This window comes from Rhizobium sp. N324, assembly GCF_001664485.1.
GTDB lineage: Bacteria > Pseudomonadota > Alphaproteobacteria > Rhizobiales > Rhizobiaceae > Rhizobium.
In genome coordinates, this window is the sequence record NZ_CP013630.1 from 296,129 (window position 1) to 313,504 (window position 17,376).

At 62.0% G+C, this 17,376-nt stretch carries 19 protein-coding genes; 12 read left to right on the plus strand and 7 right to left on the minus strand.

Going from position 1 to position 17,376, the window contains the following annotated elements; translation table 11 throughout:
• Positions 1 to 20 precede the first annotated feature (20 nt).
• The gene (locus tag AMK05_RS01405) at positions 21 to 473 is read left to right on the plus strand and encodes a GFA family protein (protein WP_064835880.1); all 453 of its coding nucleotides are present in this window, start codon (positions 21 to 23) and stop codon (positions 471 to 473) included.
• Position 474: 1 nt separating this feature from the next.
• Here AMK05_RS01405 and AMK05_RS01410 read toward each other — a convergent pair whose 3' ends face one another.
• The 3 genes from AMK05_RS01410 to tenA all read right to left on the minus strand — a co-directional run bounded on the left by AMK05_RS01410 (position 475) and on the right by tenA (position 3,611).
• Positions 475 to 699, minus strand: a complete 225-nt coding sequence (locus tag AMK05_RS01410) for a type II toxin-antitoxin system CcdA family antitoxin (RefSeq protein ID WP_064835882.1) — start codon at positions 697 to 699, stop codon at positions 475 to 477.
• Between the two features lie 303 nt (positions 700 to 1,002).
• Positions 1,003 to 2,835, minus strand: coding sequence for a translation elongation factor 4 (lepA, locus tag AMK05_RS01415; protein ID WP_003589180.1), 1,833 nt, complete (start codon positions 2,833 to 2,835; stop codon positions 1,003 to 1,005).
• Between the two features lie 77 nt (positions 2,836 to 2,912).
• Positions 2,913 to 3,611, minus strand: a complete 699-nt coding sequence (gene tenA, locus AMK05_RS01420) for a thiaminase II (protein WP_064835884.1) — start codon at positions 3,609 to 3,611, stop codon at positions 2,913 to 2,915.
• Positions 3,612 to 3,747: 136 nt separating this feature from the next.
• Here tenA and AMK05_RS01425 point away from each other — a divergent pair, with 136 nt between their 5' ends.
• Positions 3,748 to 4,317, plus strand: a complete 570-nt coding sequence (locus AMK05_RS01425) for a helix-turn-helix domain-containing protein (protein WP_064835886.1) — start codon at positions 3,748 to 3,750, stop codon at positions 4,315 to 4,317.
• 23 nt (positions 4,318 to 4,340) lie between these two features.
• On the plus strand, positions 4,341 to 4,859 hold the full coding sequence (locus AMK05_RS01430; RefSeq protein ID WP_064835888.1) for a GNAT family N-acetyltransferase: 519 nt from the start codon (positions 4,341 to 4,343) through the stop codon (positions 4,857 to 4,859).
• A gap of 15 nt (positions 4,860 to 4,874) precedes the next feature.
• Here the strand turns inward: AMK05_RS01430 and AMK05_RS01435 are convergent, their stop codons facing one another.
• On the minus strand, positions 4,875 to 5,486 hold the full coding sequence (locus tag AMK05_RS01435) for an HAD-IA family hydrolase (RefSeq protein WP_064835890.1): 612 nt from the start codon (positions 5,484 to 5,486) through the stop codon (positions 4,875 to 4,877).
• A 134-nt stretch (positions 5,487 to 5,620) separates the two neighbouring features.
• Here AMK05_RS01435 and AMK05_RS01440 point away from each other — a divergent pair, with 134 nt between their 5' ends.
• From AMK05_RS01440 to AMK05_RS01450, 3 genes are all read left to right on the plus strand, one after another.
• Positions 5,621 to 6,646: a histone deacetylase family protein gene (locus tag AMK05_RS01440; RefSeq protein ID WP_064835892.1), complete on the plus strand. Its 1,026-nt coding sequence runs from the start codon at positions 5,621 to 5,623 to the stop codon at positions 6,644 to 6,646.
• Positions 6,647 to 6,655: 9 nt separating this feature from the next.
• Positions 6,656 to 7,207, plus strand: a complete 552-nt coding sequence (recX, locus tag AMK05_RS01445) for a recombination regulator RecX (RefSeq protein ID WP_064835894.1) — start codon at positions 6,656 to 6,658, stop codon at positions 7,205 to 7,207.
• A gap of 90 nt (positions 7,208 to 7,297) precedes the next feature.
• Positions 7,298 to 8,191 (plus strand): EamA family transporter, encoded by an 894-nt coding sequence (locus AMK05_RS01450; protein WP_064841232.1) that lies wholly within the window; start codon positions 7,298 to 7,300, stop codon positions 8,189 to 8,191.
• 4 nt (positions 8,192 to 8,195) lie between these two features.
• Here AMK05_RS01450 and AMK05_RS01455 read toward each other — a convergent pair whose 3' ends face one another.
• Entirely contained in the window at positions 8,196 to 8,663 is a 468-nt protein-coding gene (locus AMK05_RS01455) for a group III truncated hemoglobin (protein WP_064835896.1), read from the minus strand.
• Between the two features lie 183 nt (positions 8,664 to 8,846).
• On the opposite strand from AMK05_RS01455, the gene mbfA reads away from it, so the two are divergent.
• Positions 8,847 to 9,830, plus strand: coding sequence for an iron exporter MbfA (mbfA, locus tag AMK05_RS01460; RefSeq protein WP_064835898.1), 984 nt, complete (start codon positions 8,847 to 8,849; stop codon positions 9,828 to 9,830).
• A gap of 558 nt (positions 9,831 to 10,388) precedes the next feature.
• Here mbfA and AMK05_RS01465 read toward each other — a convergent pair.
• Complete coding sequence (locus AMK05_RS01465) at positions 10,389 to 10,988, minus strand: transglutaminase-like cysteine peptidase (RefSeq protein WP_064835900.1); 600 nt, start codon at positions 10,986 to 10,988, stop codon at positions 10,389 to 10,391.
• Positions 10,989 to 11,152: 164 nt separating this feature from the next.
• Entirely contained in the window at positions 11,153 to 11,977 is an 825-nt protein-coding gene (locus AMK05_RS01470) for an alpha/beta hydrolase (protein WP_064835902.1), read from the minus strand.
• 178 nt (positions 11,978 to 12,155) lie between these two features.
• Here AMK05_RS01470 and infC point away from each other — a divergent pair, with 178 nt between their 5' ends.
• The 5 genes from infC to pheT all read left to right on the plus strand — a co-directional run bounded on the left by infC (position 12,156) and on the right by pheT (position 17,330).
• Complete coding sequence (gene infC, locus AMK05_RS01475; protein ID WP_012559640.1) at positions 12,156 to 12,692, plus strand: translation initiation factor IF-3; 537 nt, start codon at positions 12,156 to 12,158, stop codon at positions 12,690 to 12,692.
• A 324-nt stretch (positions 12,693 to 13,016) separates the two neighbouring features.
• Positions 13,017 to 13,220 (plus strand): 50S ribosomal protein L35, encoded by a 204-nt coding sequence (gene rpmI / locus AMK05_RS01480; protein ID WP_003570998.1) that lies wholly within the window; start codon positions 13,017 to 13,019, stop codon positions 13,218 to 13,220.
• Positions 13,221 to 13,258: 38 nt separating this feature from the next.
• The gene (rplT, locus tag AMK05_RS01485; RefSeq protein ID WP_027682113.1) at positions 13,259 to 13,663 is read left to right on the plus strand and encodes a 50S ribosomal protein L20; all 405 of its coding nucleotides are present in this window, start codon (positions 13,259 to 13,261) and stop codon (positions 13,661 to 13,663) included.
• Between the two features lie 144 nt (positions 13,664 to 13,807).
• Positions 13,808 to 14,890: a phenylalanine--tRNA ligase subunit alpha gene (pheS, locus tag AMK05_RS01490; RefSeq protein ID WP_064835903.1), complete on the plus strand. Its 1,083-nt coding sequence runs from the start codon at positions 13,808 to 13,810 to the stop codon at positions 14,888 to 14,890.
• 16 nt (positions 14,891 to 14,906) lie between these two features.
• The gene (gene pheT / locus AMK05_RS01495; protein WP_064835905.1) at positions 14,907 to 17,330 is read left to right on the plus strand and encodes a phenylalanine--tRNA ligase subunit beta; all 2,424 of its coding nucleotides are present in this window, start codon (positions 14,907 to 14,909) and stop codon (positions 17,328 to 17,330) included.
• Positions 17,331 to 17,376: the final 46 nt, after the last annotated feature.

Below are 17,376 nucleotides of genomic sequence, written 5' to 3' on the forward strand. Positions count from 1 at the left end.
TGGCCAAGGGGAGAGATATCATGACAGCACAGAACCTACCCATGGAAGGCGGCTGCCGTTGCGGCCGCGTGCGGTTGAAGATCAGCGCGCCGCCGCTGCTAGCCATGGCCTGTCACTGCACAGGCTGCCAGAGGATGACCGCGAGCGCCTATTCGCTGAGCGCCGCCATCCCCAGCGAAGGTTTCGAGGTGACGAAAGGCGAGCCCGTCATCGGCGGCCTGCACGGCGTTACGAAACATTATTTCTGCCCGCATTGCATGAGCTGGATGTTCACCCGCCCGGAAGGCATGGACTGGTTCGTCAATCTGCGTGTCACGATGCTCGACGACCCCAGCTGGTTCACCCCGTTCATCGAGACCTGGACGAGCGAGAAGCTGGCCTTCGCCGAGACCGGCGCGGTGCACAGCTACGCCGCACTGCCGGAGATGGCGGCCTATGAAGGGCTGGTGAAGGAATATATGGGTCGGGGATGAGTCAAAACTGCCGGTATTTCGCAAATGGCAGGCCATGCTTCGCAACATATTCGTTTTGCTCCGCGATCGCCTCGGCGTTTTCAATTCGCCAAAGTCTTTCGCGTTCTTCGCGGCAGCGTTTCATCATCGCTTGTCTTTTAATCGACGGCCTGGACTTTGCCGCCCTTGTTGGGATCGGTATCTGCGCCTGCCGCCGATCCAGGCTTTCCGGTTGCTCGGCTTTCATTCTTCATGGCACAACCTCCCTAGCAAATGCTGGCGCATTGGCGCTGGCATCATACCTTGCGCAGTCTAGGCGATACACCCCGGAAATGCGACTTCCGGGCTACCGACGGGCTTTCGTTGGACGACTGATAGGGCCTGACCACTTCTCCTCCGTCATGCTCGGGCTTGTCCCGAGCATCTGCAGCCGGTTGATACGTTGGCAGATCCTCGGCACAAGGCCGAGGATGACGGAGAATAAAGAGCGAGGCTTGTCAACAAGCCAAGGAGACCCAGGTCTCGTCGTCAAAAAAGGCTCTGCGAAAGCCTATTCGTCGCCCATCTTCAACGCGGCGATGAAGGCTTCCTGCGGAATCTCCACCTTGCCGAACTGACGCATGCGCTTCTTGCCGGCCTTCTGCTTGTCGAGCAGCTTGCGTTTGCGGGTGGCATCGCCGCCATAGCATTTCGCGGTCACGTCCTTGCGCAGCGCCGAGATCGTCTCGCGGGCGATGACGTTGCCGCCGATTGCCGCCTGGATCGGGATCTTGAACATGTGCTTCGGGATCAGCTCCTTGAGCTTCTCGCACATGTCGCGGCCGCGCTTTTCGGCGGCCGTCCGGTGCACCATCATCGACAGCGCGTCGACCGGCTCGCCGTTGACGAGGATCGACATCTTCACGAGATTGCCCTCGCGGTGATCGGTGAGCGTATAGTCGAAGGAGGCATAGCCCTTCGAGATCGACTTCAGCCGGTCGTAGAAATCGAAGACGACTTCGTTGAGCGGCAGGTCGTAGGTCAGCATTGCGCGCGTGCCGACATAGGTCAGCTCGATCTGGATACCGCGCCGGTCCTGGCAGAGTTTCAGAATGCCGCCGAGATAATCGTCCGGAGTCAGGATCGTCGCGCGGATCCACGGTTCGTGGATTTCCGAGATTTTCACGACATCGGGCATATCGGCCGGGTTGTGCAGCTCGCGCTCCGAGCCGTCGGTCATGAACATCTTGTAGACCACCGACGGGGCGGTGGCGATCAGATCGAGGTCGAACTCGCGCTCCAGCCGTTCCTGGATGATTTCGAGATGCAGCAGGCCGAGGAAGCCGCAACGGAAGCCGAAGCCGAGCGCCGCAGACGATTCCATCTCGAAGGAGAAGGAGGCGTCGTTGAGGCGCAGCTTGCCCATGGCGGCGCGCAGATCCTCGAAATCGGCGGCATCGACCGGGAACAGGCCGCAGAACACCACCGGCTGCGCCGGCTTGAAGCCCGGCAGTGCCTGTGCCGTCGGCCGCTTGTCCTCGGTGATCGTATCGCCGACGCGGGTATCGGCCACTTCCTTGATCGAAGCGGTGATGAAACCGATCTCGCCCGGGCCAAGGCTGTCGACATTGACCATCTTCGGCGTCAGCACGCCGACACGCTCCACCTGGTATTTCGCATCCGTGCCCATCATGCGGATCGTTTGACCCTTGGTCAAAACGCCGTCGATGATGCGCACGAGAACCATGACGCCGAGATAGGTGTCGTACCAGCTGTCGACGAGCAGCGCCTTCAGCGGTGCTTTGTCGCCGCCCGGGCTCTTCGGCGCTGGCAGCTTGTTGACGATCGCCTCCAGCACGTCGGGAATGCCGAGGCCGGTTTTAGCCGAAATCAGCACGGCCTCCGAAGCGTCGATGCCGATCACTTCCTCGATCTGTTCCTTGATGCGGTCGGGTTCGGCGGCCGGCAGGTCGATCTTGTTGAGCACGGTGACGAGCTCGTGATTGTTGTCGATCGCCTGGTAGACGTTGGCGAGCGTCTGCGCTTCCACGCCCTGGCTGGCGTCGACGACGAGCAGCGAGCCCTCGCAGGCCGACAGCGACCGCGAGACTTCATAGGCGAAGTCGACGTGGCCGGGCGTGTCGATCAGGTTGAGAATGTACTTCTCGCCATTGTTTGCCTGGTAGTGCAGGCGCACGGTCTGGGCCTTGATGGTGATGCCGCGCTCGCGCTCGATATCCATATTGTCGAGCACCTGCTCGGACATTTCGCGCTCGGCAAGGCCGCCTGTCGTCTGAATCAGGCGGTCGGCCAGCGTCGATTTGCCGTGGTCGATATGGGCCACGATCGAGAAGTTGCGGATATGGGACAGCGGAGTGGTCGAATTGGTGCTCATGCGCGCCATATAGCAGCGCCGCCCCCTGCCGCAAAGCGGTAATTATCCCGCTGTTTACGCTATTTTGCGGGCCGGCCGGAGGCGTGTCAGACCGGCCAGGTCTCCAGCCGCCAGGCCGAATCCCAGAACATCCATTCATATTGCGAGGCGCGCACGAAGACATCGGTCATCTCTGTGCGTTCCGCCGGCGAGGCGGCGCGAGCGGCGATATCGGTCAGCGCGATCACTTCGCGGGCGCCGGCGGCAAATTGCGGATCGCCATAGGTATTGATCCAGGCCTGGAAGGCATTGCCCTCGATCGCCGGCCGGCTCTTGATCGCCTCGCCGACATGCCAATAGATCCAGAAGCAGGGCAGGATTGAAGAAAGTGCCACCGCGTAGGAGCGATGATAGGCGGTGGCGAGCAGAAAATTCGTATAGGCAAAGCAGGCAGGCGACGGTTCGGCCGCTGTCACATCTTCGGAAGTGATGCCGAACTGGGTGAGGAAGCCGGCATGCAGGCCCTGCTCGACGGTGATCGCCTTCTGCGCCGAACCGAGAAAGCGCAGCACCTGCGCATTGTCGGGCGCCTTGGCAGCGACGATCGCAAGGCAGCGCGCATAATGTTTGAGGTAAAGCGCATCCTGCAGAATGTAGTGCCGGAAAACCTCCGGCGGCAGCGTGCCGTCCGAAAGGCGCGTGAGCAGCGGCAGCACCTCGATCTCGGCCATGATGGGCGCGATCCTGTCCCAGGCGGCTGCCGTGAAGCTTTCCGTCAGTTCCGTGCTCTGCGTGCTGGCGTCCATCACTCTCTCCCATCGAATTGCGTTGCCATATATCGGTGACGCCGAGGCGAAAGCAAGATTGGTTTGCCGCCTCCGTCGCGGCTTGATTCCATCATCAGATCATGTATTTCTCTTATAGTAGAATCTGGGATCGGATATGGAAGAGCAACTGGAACAGGCAATCGGCATCCGTATCCGCAAGCTGCGGCTGGACAAAGGATTGACCCTTGACGATCTCGCCACGGCCTCCGGCGTCAGCCGGGCGATGATTTCGCGCATCGAGCGGGCGGAGGCGAGCCCCACCGCCTCGCTGCTGGCGAGGATTTGCGCCGCGCTCGGCTTGTCGTTGTCTGCCTTCTTTGCGGAGGAGGGGGAGCAGGCCTCGCCGCTTGCCCGCCGGCAGGAGCAGCAGGTCTGGCGCGATCCGGAGACCGGTTATCTCAGGCGGTCGGTTTCGGCACCCGGCACCGCCTCCGACGTCGATATCGTCGAAATCGAGTTCCCCTCTGGCGCCCGCGTCAGCTTTCCCCCGCATGCCGCCTCCCATGGCATGACCCAGCATATCTGGCTGTTCGACGGCGAGTTGGAGATGACGGCAGGCGAGGTGGTCTACCGGCTGCGCCCAGGCGATTGCCTCTTCATGCCGGTCGGCGAAGGCCATGTCTTCCACAATCCCGGCAACGCGCCGGCACGCTATTGCGTCGTGCTCGATCGCGGCGGCCGCTAACAGCTTCAGTTCAGGAGAAGACCATGCCCGATATCCGTATCCTTTCCGCCGAGGAGGCGCGCGCCGCCATTCCGGCGCTTGCGCAAGTGCTTGCAGATTGCGTCGCCGGCGGCGCCTCCGTCGGCTTCATGCAGCCCTATGGGCCTGAAGAGGCCGAGCACTATTGGCGCGATGTCGCCGATGCCGTTGCGACGGGCGGCAATCTGCTGGTGGTCGCCGAACTGGAGGGCAGTATTGTCGGCACGGTGCAGGTGGGGGCCGCGCAGATGACCAATCAGCCGCATCGCGGCGATCTGAGGAAGCTCCTGGTGCATCGCTCCGCCCGGGGGCGCGGCATCGCCCGGTTGCTGATGGAGGCCGCCGAACGCGAGGCGGCAAGGTGGGGCAAGACCCTGCTGGTGCTCGATACGGCAACCGGCAGCGATGCCGAGGCGATCTATCCGCGCCTGGGCTGGCAGCGGGTCGGCGTCATCCCGGATTATGCGCTGTGGCCGGAAGGCGGCTTCTGCGACACCACGCTGTTCTACAAGCGGCTCGCCTGATTGCGTCGGCTGGGCTCATTTCGGACGGCCGAAGGCGGAAAGCGTCTCATGCAGCCTCGCGCCCGCGGTCCATTGCGCAGCATGCCAGCCGAATTGCCGCGCCGCGTCGATATTTTCCGCCATATCGTCGATAAACGCGATTTCGCCGGGCAGGACGCCGGCCCGCTCGGTCGCCAGCCGGAAAAAATCGGCCGACGGTTTGCGATGCCCGAGCGCTGCGGAATAGAGGATACCGTCGAAATGCGCGCCAAGGCCGGCCTCTTCCATCAGATAGTGCGCCCGCCTGTGTTCCTGGTTGGTCGCCAGGAACAGCGCGACACCGCTTTGCTTGAGGGCGGCGAGCTCTTCCAGGAGCGTGAGATCAAGGCGGGAATCGTTTGCAAACCAGTAATCGATCAGCGTCGCGGCGCTGAGATGCGGCGCGATCTGTTCCAGTACTTTCGCGAGGCTGGGCTCCAACGGCTCACGGCCAACGATGATGTCAGCCCAGCACGTCTGCAAGAATTCCCGCTGCAGCAGCTCGGGTCGCAGCCCGAGATCGCGCTCGAGAAAGGTGAAATGCGGCAGGCCGTCAGCCGGCCGGCCATGAATGAGCACGCCGTCGACATCGACCATCAGCACTTTCATGCGGAAATTCCTCGTTCTCGAAGCAGCGGCGAGGGTGGCGTTATTGCGCTGGATGATCAAGAGCTCGCCGCACCGCTTTTTTGTCGCGGCAACCCCGTGTAAATCTCGACCTTCAATCACAGGCAGGATCTGAAATGCGCGTCATCTATTCCGAAGACCATAAGCTGCGTGACGCCAGGACCGAGCTCTACGCCGGTCAGCTGGTGACGCCCTTCGAGGCGCCGTTCCGGGCCGAATGGATCCTGGCGGCGGTGAAAGAGGCGGGCTTTACCGATGTCGTGGCGCCCGTTGCGCACGGGCTGGAAACGGCTGGAAAGGTGCATGATCCCGCCTATCTCGATTTTCTCGCCACCGTCTGGGATCGCTGGGTGGCGGCCGGTTTCACCGGCGAGGCGATCGCCAACTCCTTCCCAGTGCGCCGCACCAGCCAGCGCGTGCCCGACAATATCGTCGGCGCGATCGGCCATTACGCCAACGCCGCCGATACCTCGATCACCAAGGGCTCCTACGAGGCGGCGATCGCCTCGATGCGTTGCGCTTTGACGGGCGCCGATTGGCTGGCAGAGGGCCATCGTTTCGCCTTCGCGCTTTGCCGGCCGCCCGGCCACCATGCCGGCATCGATCTTTTCGGCGGCTATTGCTTCATCAACAATGCGGGCGTGGCGGCGCAGCGGCTGCTTGATCGCGGTGCGAAAAAGGTCGCGGTGCTCGATGTCGATTTCCACCATGGTAACGGCACCCAGGATCTCTTCTATCACCGAGGCGATGTCTTCACCGCCTCGCTGCACGGCGATCCGATGCACGCCTTCCCCTATTTCCTCGGCCATGCCGACGAGGAAGGCGAGGGGGCGGGAGCGGGCGCCAACCGCAACTATCCGATGCCGCCGGGCACGCCCTGGGAGGCCTGGTCGTCGACCCTTGCCGATGCGCTCGCCCGCATCAAGACCTTCGGGGCCGAGGCGATCGTCGTGGCGCTCGGCGTCGACACCTACGAGCGTGATCCGATCTCCTTCTTCGGGCTCACTTCTGACGATTTCACCCGCATGGGCGCGATGATTTCAGCCGCCGGCCTGCCGGTGCTCGTCTGCATGGAGGGCGGTTACGGCGTGCCGGAGATCGGCCTTAACGTCGCCAACGTGCTCAAGGGTCTGGAAGCCTGATTGCCTGGTATGACCGACGAGATCGTTCCATCCGATATCCCGACACCCCGCATGCTGAGCTGGGCGCGCAACTCGGCCATCTACCGCCTGGAGCGGCGGATGATGACGGAAAAGCAGCTCTTCGACGCCATCACCCGCAAGGCCAGGGAGAAGTTCGAGGATATCAGCGCGGGCCAGATCAAGGCCGTTGCCGATTTCGCCGTCAAATTTGCCTATGACAACAAGGTGCTCGACGATAGCGCCTTTGCCGAAATCAGCACGCGTTCTGCCGTGCGCGGCGGCAAATCGAAGCGCGCGATCGCCCAGAAGCTGACCGCCAAGGGCGTCTCCGGCGATAAAGTCGAGGTGGCACTCGAGGCGGCGGACGATCTCTATGCCGCGGCCATATTCGCCCGCAAGCGCGCCTTCGGCCCGTTCCGCCGCGTCGAGCTCGACGACAAGCGAAAGGCGAAGGAGCTTTCGGCTTTCGCCCGCAACGGCTTCAGCTTCGAGATTGGCAAGAAGGTCTTCGACATGAGCTTCGAAGAGGCCGAAGAGGTCATCCTCTCCGGCCGCCTCTGATGCATCAGGTCTTTTGCTGCCTGGATCAGAAGTTTGAATTTGTGGGTTGCAAATGGCCTTCGTATGAAGAGCGCGCAATCGGAGGCGGACATGGAAGACAGAACCAACGACGGCGCCGGCGTGCTGGCAATCGAAGGACCTGCAACATCCGGCGGCCTGGCGGCCGGCGCGCTGATGTGCCTGATGTCCATGTCCTCGATCCAGTTCGGCGCCGCACTTTCCTCCTCCGCCATTGCCGCCTATGGGCCAGCCGGTGCCAGTTGGCTGCGCCTGGCCTTTGCCGCCCTCATTCTGGCCGTCGCCGTCCGCCCGCGCATATTCAGCTATACGAGAGAGCAATGGACGAGTGCTCTGGTTCTCGGCACGACGACAGCGTTGATGACCATGAGTTTCTTCGCGGCGATCGAGCGCATTCCGCTCGGTCTCGCCGTGGCGATCGATTTTCTCGGGCCGCTTTCGGTCGCAACCATCGGCTACGGTCTCAGTCGGCGCCTGGTCTGGCCGCTGATTGCCGCGCTCGGCGTTCTGGCTCTTGCCCATGACGGTGAAGGCTGGGTTGGAAACATCCAGGGCATTCTCTTCGCCTGTGGCGCGGGAACCGGTTGGGCGATCTATATCGTTCTCACCAAGAAGATCGGCGCAAGCTTCAAGGGGCTGGAAGGGCTTTCCATGTCGCTGATGGTTGCCGCTGTCGTCGCGACACCTTTCGGCTTCGCAGGCGCCGTGCCGGCGCTTGACAGCTACGGCCTGATCGAAATGGCGGGCCTTGCCGTTCTCGTGCCGCTGCTGCCCTATACGCTGGAGCTGATTGCCCTGCGGCGCATGCCGACAACCTCCTTCGGCATCCTGATGAGCCTCGAGCCCGCCATTGCGGCTCTTGCGGGCTTCGCCATTCTGACGCAGCCCCTGACCCTTCTGCAGATGGCCGGAACGGCCCTGGTCGTTGCCGCAAGCGCCGGCGCCACCTTTTCCGCAAAGCAGTAGGAGATCAGCCCGTCTTCCTCGTCGGGTCGTCGAGGGCGGGATTGTAAAACAGCGACAGCGTCAGGCTTTTGGCAATCCGCTCGGCTGTCGCCATGAACCAGGCCTTTGCCTCCGGCGTTGGCGCGATATCGTCGAGCGTTGCGGCAAACAGCGACAGCCACTTCGGAAAGAGATCGGGCGTCAGGTTCTGGACACCGGTATGCGCCTGCACCGGCTTGCCGCCATAGGCGCCGCTGCGGAAGGCGACCGCCGACCAGAAGCTCTTCATTTTCTCCATATGCGCCGGCCAGCGGCCGGAGAGCCTGGCGTCGAACACCGGGCCGAGATCGGGATGCGCAAGCACTCTGGTATAAAAGGTCTCGACCAGCCTGCCGACAAAGGCCTCGTCGACGCCCATTTCTCGCATCTCGGCCTCAGCCCTTTCGCGGATCGCCGCGATATGGGCAGGGCGCCCCTGAATCTCATTGTCCATTGCAAAACCCCGGCGCCGCGTGATGCGGCGCTCTTTCATATAGGTGTTTAAGACAGCGAGCCAAAGTCATCGGTACCCGCTTGCGGCAATCTGTCAGCCAAGGCACTTCCATCACTTCCCACGCCCTTGACCGTCATCGCTTGCTTCTTTAGATTTAGAATAATTCTAAAATTGGAGAAGACCATGCTGGCGCGGTTTTTCAGATCCTCGAAACGATCGTTCGAATCGCTGTCCGAGCAGGAGATTCTCGCCCTCGCGATCGCCTCCGAGGAAGACGATGCCCGCATCTATCTCGCCTATGCCGACAGATTGCGAAGTGAATTTCCGGCCTCGGCCAAAGTCTTCGAAGATATGGCCGAGGTCGAGGACACGCATCGCAAGTCGCTGTTCGAAATCCATCGCCAGCGTTTCGGCGAGCGCATTCCGCTGATCCGGCGCGAGCATGTCGAGGGCTTCTACGAGCGCAAGCCCGACTGGCTCAGGGCAAATCTTACCCTGGAGGCGATGCGCCGGGAAACCGAGGCGATGGAGGAGCAGGCCTATCGTTTCTATGTCGAGGCGGCAAAACGCACCTCGGATGCCTCGACGCGCGAGCTTCTCGGCGATCTCGCTCTTGCCGAACAGGGGCACGAGGATATCGCCCGCATGCTCGGCGACAAACATACACCTGAAGATGTCAAGCATGACGAGGACGCGACGGTGCATCGGCAATTTGTGCTGACCTATGTGCAGCCGGGCCTTGCCGGGCTTATGGACGGCTCGGTCTCGACGCTGGCGCCGATTTTCGCCGCCGCCTTTGCCACGCAGGATACGTGGCAGACCTTCCTTGTCGGCCTGTCCGCCTCCGTCGGCGCCGGCATCTCGATGGGCTTCACCGAAGCCGCCCATGACGACGGCAAGATTTCCGGCAGGGGCTCGCCGGTCAAACGCGGCCTTGCCTGCGGCATCATGACGGCGCTCGGCGGCCTCGGCCACGCACTGCCCTATCTGATCCCGCATTTCTGGACGGCGACGATCACTGCCGCGATCATCGTCTTCTTCGAACTCTGGGCAATCGCCTTCATCCAGAACCGCTACATGGAAACCCCCTTCCTGCGCGCCGCCTTTCAAGTCGTGCTTGGCGGCGGCCTGGTGCTCGGCGCGGGTATCTTGATTGGGAATGGGTGAACTGCGGTCGGGCGCAGCCCGAGCAATCGATCCAGTGAATCGATTGCAGCAGCGAACGCCCGGAGCCATGCGGAGGGCCGGGAGACGGTGCGGCAAACGCAACCCATTAAGAGTGCCGCAAACTCCACGACGATTTTATATCACCCGCCGCAGGCACAACAATCAGCCCTCATCATGAGGCGCCTCGCGCCCCAGGATGAGGCTGGAGAGAGGGCGCGCCAGCATCCGTGCCCTTCGCTTACGCTTCGTGCATTCGCGGCTTTGCCGCTCACCCCCTCATCTGCCTGCCGGCATCTTCTCCCCGCTGGGGAGAAGGGGACTCGTGGCGGCGCCGCACTCCTCTTGAGACCTTTGATGCAGGAATGATGACCGTGCGGCTCGCTCCCCTTCTCCCCAGCGGGGAGAAGATGCCCGTCAGGGCAGATGAGGGGGGTGAGGAGCGTCAACGACGAACACCTTGAGCGAAGCGAAAGGTAACGGTCGACGCGTTTCCAATTTCCCCAAAGCAAAAGGCCGGCTTTCGCCGGCCTTTTTTCCCCACATTCCCCCCGGAAATCCTTACCGCAGTGCGCCGACCAGAACGTCGCGGCCGTTCTCGATGGTGACCCAGCGGCCGGCATTGTAGCTCGACTGGCGCTTGACGAAGGAATAAGGCGTCGCAAACCACGGCTTGACCTCGGCGGCGAGGTTGTCGAGCACGAAGTCGCCCTCGGCGCTGCGCAGCGTCAGTACCGCATGGCCTTCACCATCCGGCTTGCGCACGACGGTCATCAGCAGATCGGCAGCCGAAAAGCCGCGCTGGATCAGCATACGGCGCTTCAAGAGCGCGAAATCCTCGCAGTCGCCGGCGGTGGTCGGATAGGCCCAGACCTCATCCTTGCCGTAAATTTCCTTGTCGGTCATCGGGGTGATCGTGCGGTTGACGGTGGCGTTGACCGAACGCACCAGCGACCACTTTGCCGGCGTCATCTCGACCGGGCCGGAATTGCGGTTTGCACCGCATTCGCTGCGGTGGATCTGACAGAAATCATAGTGGCCGATCGGCTGGGATGTGGCATTGCCCGTTACCATGGAAGCATTTCTGCTGGGGGCCGGTATGGCGGCCGTCGCCATCGCAAACATGGCCATCATGGCCACAAAAATACCCTTCATCCGCACGCCCGCTCTTCCTCGCATCGCCCCTTATTTATTAACAAAGTGTTAATGGAGAGGGCCGAGAAGAGTCAATCGTTACTTCTTGGGAGCGCCTTGCGACTCGCCGACATGGTTAAAATGCAACGGCTCGGGCACTCGCGTCAGGGGAATTTCTTGGCCGGTGCCGTTCAAACGGGCATCTGCCTGCTTGTCGATGAACGGATGACACCTTTGACGGCGCCGAGGAGAAGCGCGATATCGCTCGGCCGGGACAGGCGGTGGTCGCCGTCGCGGATGAAGGTCAGCACCACGTCGTCGGCAGGAAGATGCTCCATAAGTTTCATCGCATGCGCATGCGGCACGTCCGCGTCTTTCATGCCCTGAAGGATATGCACTGGGCAGCCCGTTTCGATGATGCCGTCGAGCACCCGGTTGTCGCGGCCGTCCTCGATCAGCGCCCTGGTGTAAATGTTCGGCTCGGGACTATATTGCGACCGTTCCTCGAAATAGCCGCGCTCGGCAAGCGACTTGCGCTCCCTGGCCTTGAGGTTCGGTTCGATCAGCTCCGAGGTGAAATCGGGTGCCGGTGCAATCAGAACCATTCCTTCAAGTTTTGGGCCGTCCTGCCGCGCAAGCTCCTGCGCCAGCCTGAGCGCGATCCAGCCGCCCATCGAGGAGCCGACCAGGATCACCCGTTCTGGGGCGACATGGCGGATGACGGCCAGCGACTCCTCCAGCCAGCGCGAGATCGTGCCGTCGCGGAAGCTGCCCCCGGAGAGCCCGTGGCCTGAATAGTCGAGGCGGATGCAGGCGAGCCCAAGCTCCACCGCCAGGCCATCGAGTTCCACCGCCTTGGTGCCGCTCATATCGGAGCGATAGCCGGATAACCAGACGAGTGCTGGCGCGTCGCTGCCGGCTTGCGCCGGGCGGACGATGATAGCGATATCACGCGCAGCCTCACCTTCGCCGACCGTCAGGAACTGCGGCTGGGCATTCGGCATTTGATCGGACATCGGCGAAACTCCTGTTATTTTGGCCTAAAAAACAGATTCTTGGCAGGCTGACAGCGGGTGATTTTTCCGCTAAAGGATGATATTGACTCCGTTGCAGCGATGACGCGACACGTTTGTGCACCCCGATATGGGAGCGCGAGGCTGCAACGTTCCGAAACAACGCGAGGAGAATACGACCATTCGCAGACCTTTTAAAACCGACGCGCCCGTGAAGGACGGACCGCGCTCGAACCGAGAAATCCGCATTCCCAAAGTTCAGCTGATCGGAGCTGACGGCGAGAATATGGGCGTCGTGCCTACCGACCAGGCCTTGAGAATGGCTGAGGAAGCCGGCCTCGATCTCGTCGAAATTTCCCCGAATGTCGAACCGCCTGTGTGCAAGATCCTCGATCTGGGCAAGCTGAAATATGCCAACCAGAAGAAGGCTGCCGAGGCGCGCAAGAAGCAGAAGATCGTCGAAGTCAAAGAAATCAAGATGCGCCCCAATATCGACACCCATGATTATGAGGTGAAGATGAAGGCTATGGGACGCTTCTTCGACGAAGGCGACAAGGTCAAGGTGACGCTGAAGTTCCGCGGCCGTGAAATGGCCCACCAGGAACTCGGCATGAAGCTGCTGCAGCAGGTCAAGGCCGATACGACCGAGTTCGCCAAGGTCGAAGCCGAGCCCAAGCTCGAAGGCCGCCAGATGATGATGGTGCTGGCGCCGAAGTAAGCGCCAGGCACTTTTTCGCCCCAAGGCCGTCCGCAAGGGCGGCTTTTGTGCTTTCGGCCACTGTGGTTTCTGCCTCGCATTTGCAGGGCGCGAAGATTCCTCCGCGGCCCCGTTGCACTTTCAAGACGCTGCGGTTATAAGCGCGCGTCCGAACTGACCGGCAGGGCATGCCGTGGCAGTTTCGAATGCTTGCGGAACGGTTCGTCACTGAAGCCGCAGATCAACAACAAACGCTCCCGCACCTTGTTGCGACGGCCGGAGAACCGGACTTCGCGGGAAGGGCTTTTTGATGAAGCGCGCAGGGAGGACAGAAGGAGTAGCAAAATGCCCAAGATGAAGACGAAGTCCTCTGCCAAGAAGCGGTTCAAGATCACCGCGACCGGCAAGGTCAAGGCTGCCGCTGCCGGCAAACGCCATGGCATGATCAAGCGTACCAACAAGTTCATTCGCGATGCACGTGGCACCATGGTTCTCGCAGAACCGGATGGCCGCAAGGTTATCAAGAATTACCTGCCGAACGGTCTCTGAGACTCGTCCGCGAACGCTAGATTTAAGGAGATCATGATATGGCACGTGTAAAAAGAGGCGTCACCTCGCACGCCAAGCATAAGAAGGTTCTGAAGGCCGCAAAGGGCTTTTACGGCCGCCGCAAGAACACCATCCGGACTGCCAAGGCTGCTGTCGATCGTTCGAAGCAGTACGCTTACCGCGACCGCAAGGTCAACAAGCGCAACTTCCGTGCGCTCTGGATCCAGCGCATCAACGCCGCGGTCCGCGAATTCGGCCTGACCTACGGCCGCTTCATCGATGGCCTGAACAAGGCCGGCATCGAAGTCGACCGCAAGGTTCTCTCCGACATGGCGATCCACGAGCCGGAAGCATTCGGCGCGCTCGTCAATGCTGCCAAGAAGGCTCTTGAGTACCTCAAGGAAGCCGGTACGGCCAACGAGTTTGAAGGCGCGGTCAAGTAACCAGCGCTTCCCAAGCTTTGAATTTATGATTTTGGGAAACCCGCGCTGGTTTGGGCTAGCGCGGGTTTTTCTTTCTTTATATCCCTGCGCCGGCCTCTCCAGCCTGCCTTTAGAACGCCGCCTGATCTGGACGGAAAGAAGACAATGTCAGATATCGACCAGCTTAAATCCTCTTTGCTTGCCGAAACTGCTGCCGCTGGTGACGAGGCGGCGCTCGAAGCCGTGCGCGTTTCCGCGCTCGGCAAGAAGGGCTCCGTTTCCGAACTGTTGAAGACGCTCGGCGCCATGACGCCGGAAGAGCGCCAGACCCGGGGTGCTGCGATCAACGCCCTGAAGAATGCGGTGACGGACGCCATTGCCGAACGCAAGTCGGTGCTGAAAATGGCGGCGGTCAATGCGCGGCTGAAGGCTGAGACGGTCGATGTCAGCCTGCCGGTGCGCTCTTCGCCGGCCGAGCGCGGCCGCATCCATCCGATCAGCCAGATCGTCGATGAGATTACGGCGATCTTCGCCGATATGGGCTTCTCGATCGCCGAAGGTCCGGACATCGAGACGGATTATTACAATTTCACCGCGCTGAATTTCCCCGAAGGCCACCCGGCCCGCGAGATGCACGACACCTTCTTCTTCCATCCGGACGAGAATGGTGAGCGCAAGGTGCTGCGCACCCATACCTCGCCGGTGCAGGTGCGCACCATGGAAGCGCAGAAGCCGCCGATTCGCATCATCATTCCCGGCAAGACCTATCGCCAGGACAGCGACGCCACGCATTCGCCGATGTTCCATCAGGTCGAGGGCCTGGTCATCGACAAGAAGGCCAATGTCGCCAACATCCGCTGGGTGCTCGAGGAATTCTGCAAGACCTTCTTCGAGGTCGACAGCGTGACCATGCGTTTCCGCCCGTCCTTCTTCCCCTTTACCGAGCCCTCTTTCGAGGTCGATATCCAGTGCGACCGCTCCGGTCCGATCGTCAAGTTCGGCGAAGGCACCGACTGGATGGAGATCCTCGGCTGCGGCATGGTCCATCCGAACGTGCTGCGCTACGGCGGGCTCGATCCGGACGAATATCAGGGTTTTGCCTGGGGCATGGGCCTCGACCGCATCGCCATGCTGAAATACGGCATGCCCGACCTGCGCGACTTCTTCAACGCCGACGTCCGCTGGATGACGCATTACGGCTTCCGCCCGCTCGACATGCCGACGCTGTTCGGCGGCCTCAGCGCTTGAACGGAGAATTGGGACGATGAAATTCACGCTCTCCTGGCTGAAAGAGCATCTGGATACGGATGCCGGCCTCGATGAAATCTGCACGCGCCTCACCCAGATCGGCCTGGAGGTCGAGGATGTCGACGACAAGGCGGCGTTCAAGCCCTTCGTCATCGCCAGAATTGTCTCGGCGGAAAAACATCCGCAGGCCGATCGCCTGAAGGTGCTGATGGTCGACACCGGCGCCGGCGCGCCGGTCCAGGTCGTCTGCGGCGCGCCGAACGCGCGCGCCGGCCTTGTCGGCGCCTTCGCGGCACCCGGAACCTATGTCCCCGGCATCGATGTGACGCTTGCCGTCGGCAATATTCGCGGCGTCGAAAGCCACGGCATGATGTGCTCCGAAAAGGAGTTGCAAATCTCCGACAGCCACGACGGCATCATCGATCTGCCCGACGATGCGCCGGTCGGAAAGAGTTATGCGGCCTATGCGCATCTCGACGACCCGGTCATCGAGATCAACCTGACGCCGAACCGTCCTGACTGCACCTCGATCCACGGCATCGCCCGCGATCTCGCAGCCTCCGGACTCGGTACGTTGAAGCACCGGCCTGCGCCGTCCTTCCCCGTCGAAGGCGGGACGCCGGTGAAGCTGACGCTCGATCTCGACGATGCCACGCTCTGCCCCGGTTTTTCGCTGCGTCTGGTGCGCGGCGTCAAAAACGGCCCGAGCCCGCGCTGGATGCAGCAGCGGCTGACCGCCATTGGCCTGCGCCCGATCAATGCGCTGGTCGATATCACCAATTACATGACCTTCGATCAGGGCCGGCCGATGCATGTCTTCGACGCCGCCAAGGTCAAGGGCAACCTCACCGTCCGCCGCGCCGTCGAGGGCGAGAGCGTGCTGGCGCTCGACCAGCGCGAATACAAGCTCGGTCCGAACAACGTCGTCATCTCAGATGAAGACGGCATCGAATCGATCGGCGGCATCATGGGCGGCGAACACTCCGGCTGCGACGAAAACACCGTCGACGTGCTGATCGAGTCGGCCCTCTGGGACCCGATGAACATCGCCAAATCCGGCCGCGGCCTTGGCATTATCACCGATGCCCGCTACCGCTTCGAGCGCGGCGTCGATCCGGAGTATATGGTGCCCGGTCTCGAGCGCACGACGGAACTGGTGCTGGAACTCTGCGGCGGCACCGCCGCCAGGGCCGAGGTCGTTGGCTACAAGGGTTACGAACCAAGGATTGTCGATTTCCCCTATTCCGAGGTCAAGCGCCTGACGGGGCTCGACGTCTCGGATGCGGAAAGCAACAACATTCTGACCCGCCTCGGCTTCACCGTCTCCGGTTCCGGCGAGCGTGTCTCCGTCGCCGTTCCCTCCTGGCGTCCCGATGTCGACGGCAAGGCCGATCTCGTCGAGGAGGTCATGCGCATCCACGGCGTCGACAATATCAAGCCGGCGCCGCTCGAAAGCCATGCTGTCGTCAACGGCAAGATCCTGACGACGCTGCAGATCCGCACCCGCCTGGCCAAGCGGGCGCTTGCGTCGCGCGGCATGCTCGAAGCCGTCACCTGGTCCTTCATTCCGGAAGATCAGGCCAAGCTGTTCGGCGGCGGGTCGCCGGCCCTCAAGCTTGCCAATCCGATTGCCGCCGAAATGTCGGATATGCGCCCGTCGCTGCTGCCGGGCTTGTTGACCGCGGCCCAGCGCAATGCCGACAAGGGGTATGCCGACGTCGCCCTCTTCGAAGTCTCCGGCACTTATGAGAACGACCGGCCGGACGGTCAGCGCCGCGTTGCCGGCGGCATCCGCCGCGGCACGGCCTCGCTTGCCGGCGGCGGTCGCGCCTGGTCGAACGCCGCCAAGGGCGGCGGCAAGCCGGTCGACGTCTTCGACGCCAAGGCCGATGCGCTCGCCGTCATCGAAGCCTGCGGCCTGCCGATGGGCAATATCCAGATCGAGCAGGGTGGGCCGGAATGGTATCATCCCGGCCGCTCCGGCACGATCAAGATGGGGCCGAAGGTCGTGCTCGGCTATTTCGGTGAATTCCATCCGCTGACGCTTGAGGCGCTCGATGTCTCCGGCGCGCTCTGCGGTTTCGAGGTCTATCTCGATGCCATGGCCGAGCCGAAAAAGAAGGCGACCCGCACCAAGCCGGCGCTCGATCTTTCGCCCTTCCAGGCGGTCAAGCGCGATTTCGCCTTCGTCGTCGACAGGACGGTGGAGGCGGGCGCCATCATCAAGGCTGCGACCGGGGCAGACCGCAAGCTGGTCACCGGTGTCAATGTCTTCGACATCTTCGAAGGCGCTTCCGTCGGCGAGGGCAAAAAGTCGGTGGCGATCGAGGTTCAGATCCAGCCGGCCGAGCGCACGTTGACGGATGAGGATTTCGAGGCGCTGACGCAGAAGATCGTCGCCAGCGTGACAAAATTCACCGGCGGCGTTCTCCGAAGCTGATCCCGTCGGCCTCACCAAAACGAGAGACCGGCCGCCAAGGCGGCCG

Coding starts and splice junctions, on each gene's coding strand:
- AMK05_RS01405 (WP_064835880.1), top strand. CDS start 21: ATGACAGCACAGAACCTACCCATGGAAGGCGGCTGCCGTTGCGGCCGC.
- AMK05_RS01410 (WP_064835882.1), bottom strand. CDS start 699: ATGAAAGCCGAGCAACCGGAAAGCCTGGATCGGCGGCAGGCGCAGATA.
- lepA (WP_003589180.1), bottom strand. CDS start 2,835: ATGGCGCGCATGAGCACCAATTCGACCACTCCGCTGTCCCATATCCGC.
- tenA (WP_064835884.1), bottom strand. CDS start 3,611: ATGGACGCCAGCACGCAGAGCACGGAACTGACGGAAAGCTTCACGGCA.
- AMK05_RS01425 (WP_064835886.1), top strand. CDS start 3,748: ATGGAAGAGCAACTGGAACAGGCAATCGGCATCCGTATCCGCAAGCTG.
- AMK05_RS01430 (WP_064835888.1), top strand. CDS start 4,341: ATGCCCGATATCCGTATCCTTTCCGCCGAGGAGGCGCGCGCCGCCATT.
- AMK05_RS01435 (WP_064835890.1), bottom strand. CDS start 5,486: ATGAAAGTGCTGATGGTCGATGTCGACGGCGTGCTCATTCATGGCCGG.
- AMK05_RS01440 (WP_064835892.1), top strand. CDS start 5,621: ATGCGCGTCATCTATTCCGAAGACCATAAGCTGCGTGACGCCAGGACC.
- recX (WP_064835894.1), top strand. CDS start 6,656: ATGACCGACGAGATCGTTCCATCCGATATCCCGACACCCCGCATGCTG.
- AMK05_RS01450 (WP_064841232.1), top strand. CDS start 7,298: ATGGAAGACAGAACCAACGACGGCGCCGGCGTGCTGGCAATCGAAGGA.
- AMK05_RS01455 (WP_064835896.1), bottom strand. CDS start 8,663: ATGGACAATGAGATTCAGGGGCGCCCTGCCCATATCGCGGCGATCCGC.
- mbfA (WP_064835898.1), top strand. CDS start 8,847: ATGCTGGCGCGGTTTTTCAGATCCTCGAAACGATCGTTCGAATCGCTG.
- AMK05_RS01470 (WP_064835902.1), bottom strand. CDS start 11,977: ATGTCCGATCAAATGCCGAATGCCCAGCCGCAGTTCCTGACGGTCGGC.
- rpmI (WP_003570998.1), top strand. CDS start 13,017: ATGCCCAAGATGAAGACGAAGTCCTCTGCCAAGAAGCGGTTCAAGATC.
- rplT (WP_027682113.1), top strand. CDS start 13,259: ATGGCACGTGTAAAAAGAGGCGTCACCTCGCACGCCAAGCATAAGAAG.
- pheS (WP_064835903.1), top strand. CDS start 13,808: ATGTCAGATATCGACCAGCTTAAATCCTCTTTGCTTGCCGAAACTGCT.
- pheT (WP_064835905.1), top strand. CDS start 14,907: ATGAAATTCACGCTCTCCTGGCTGAAAGAGCATCTGGATACGGATGCC.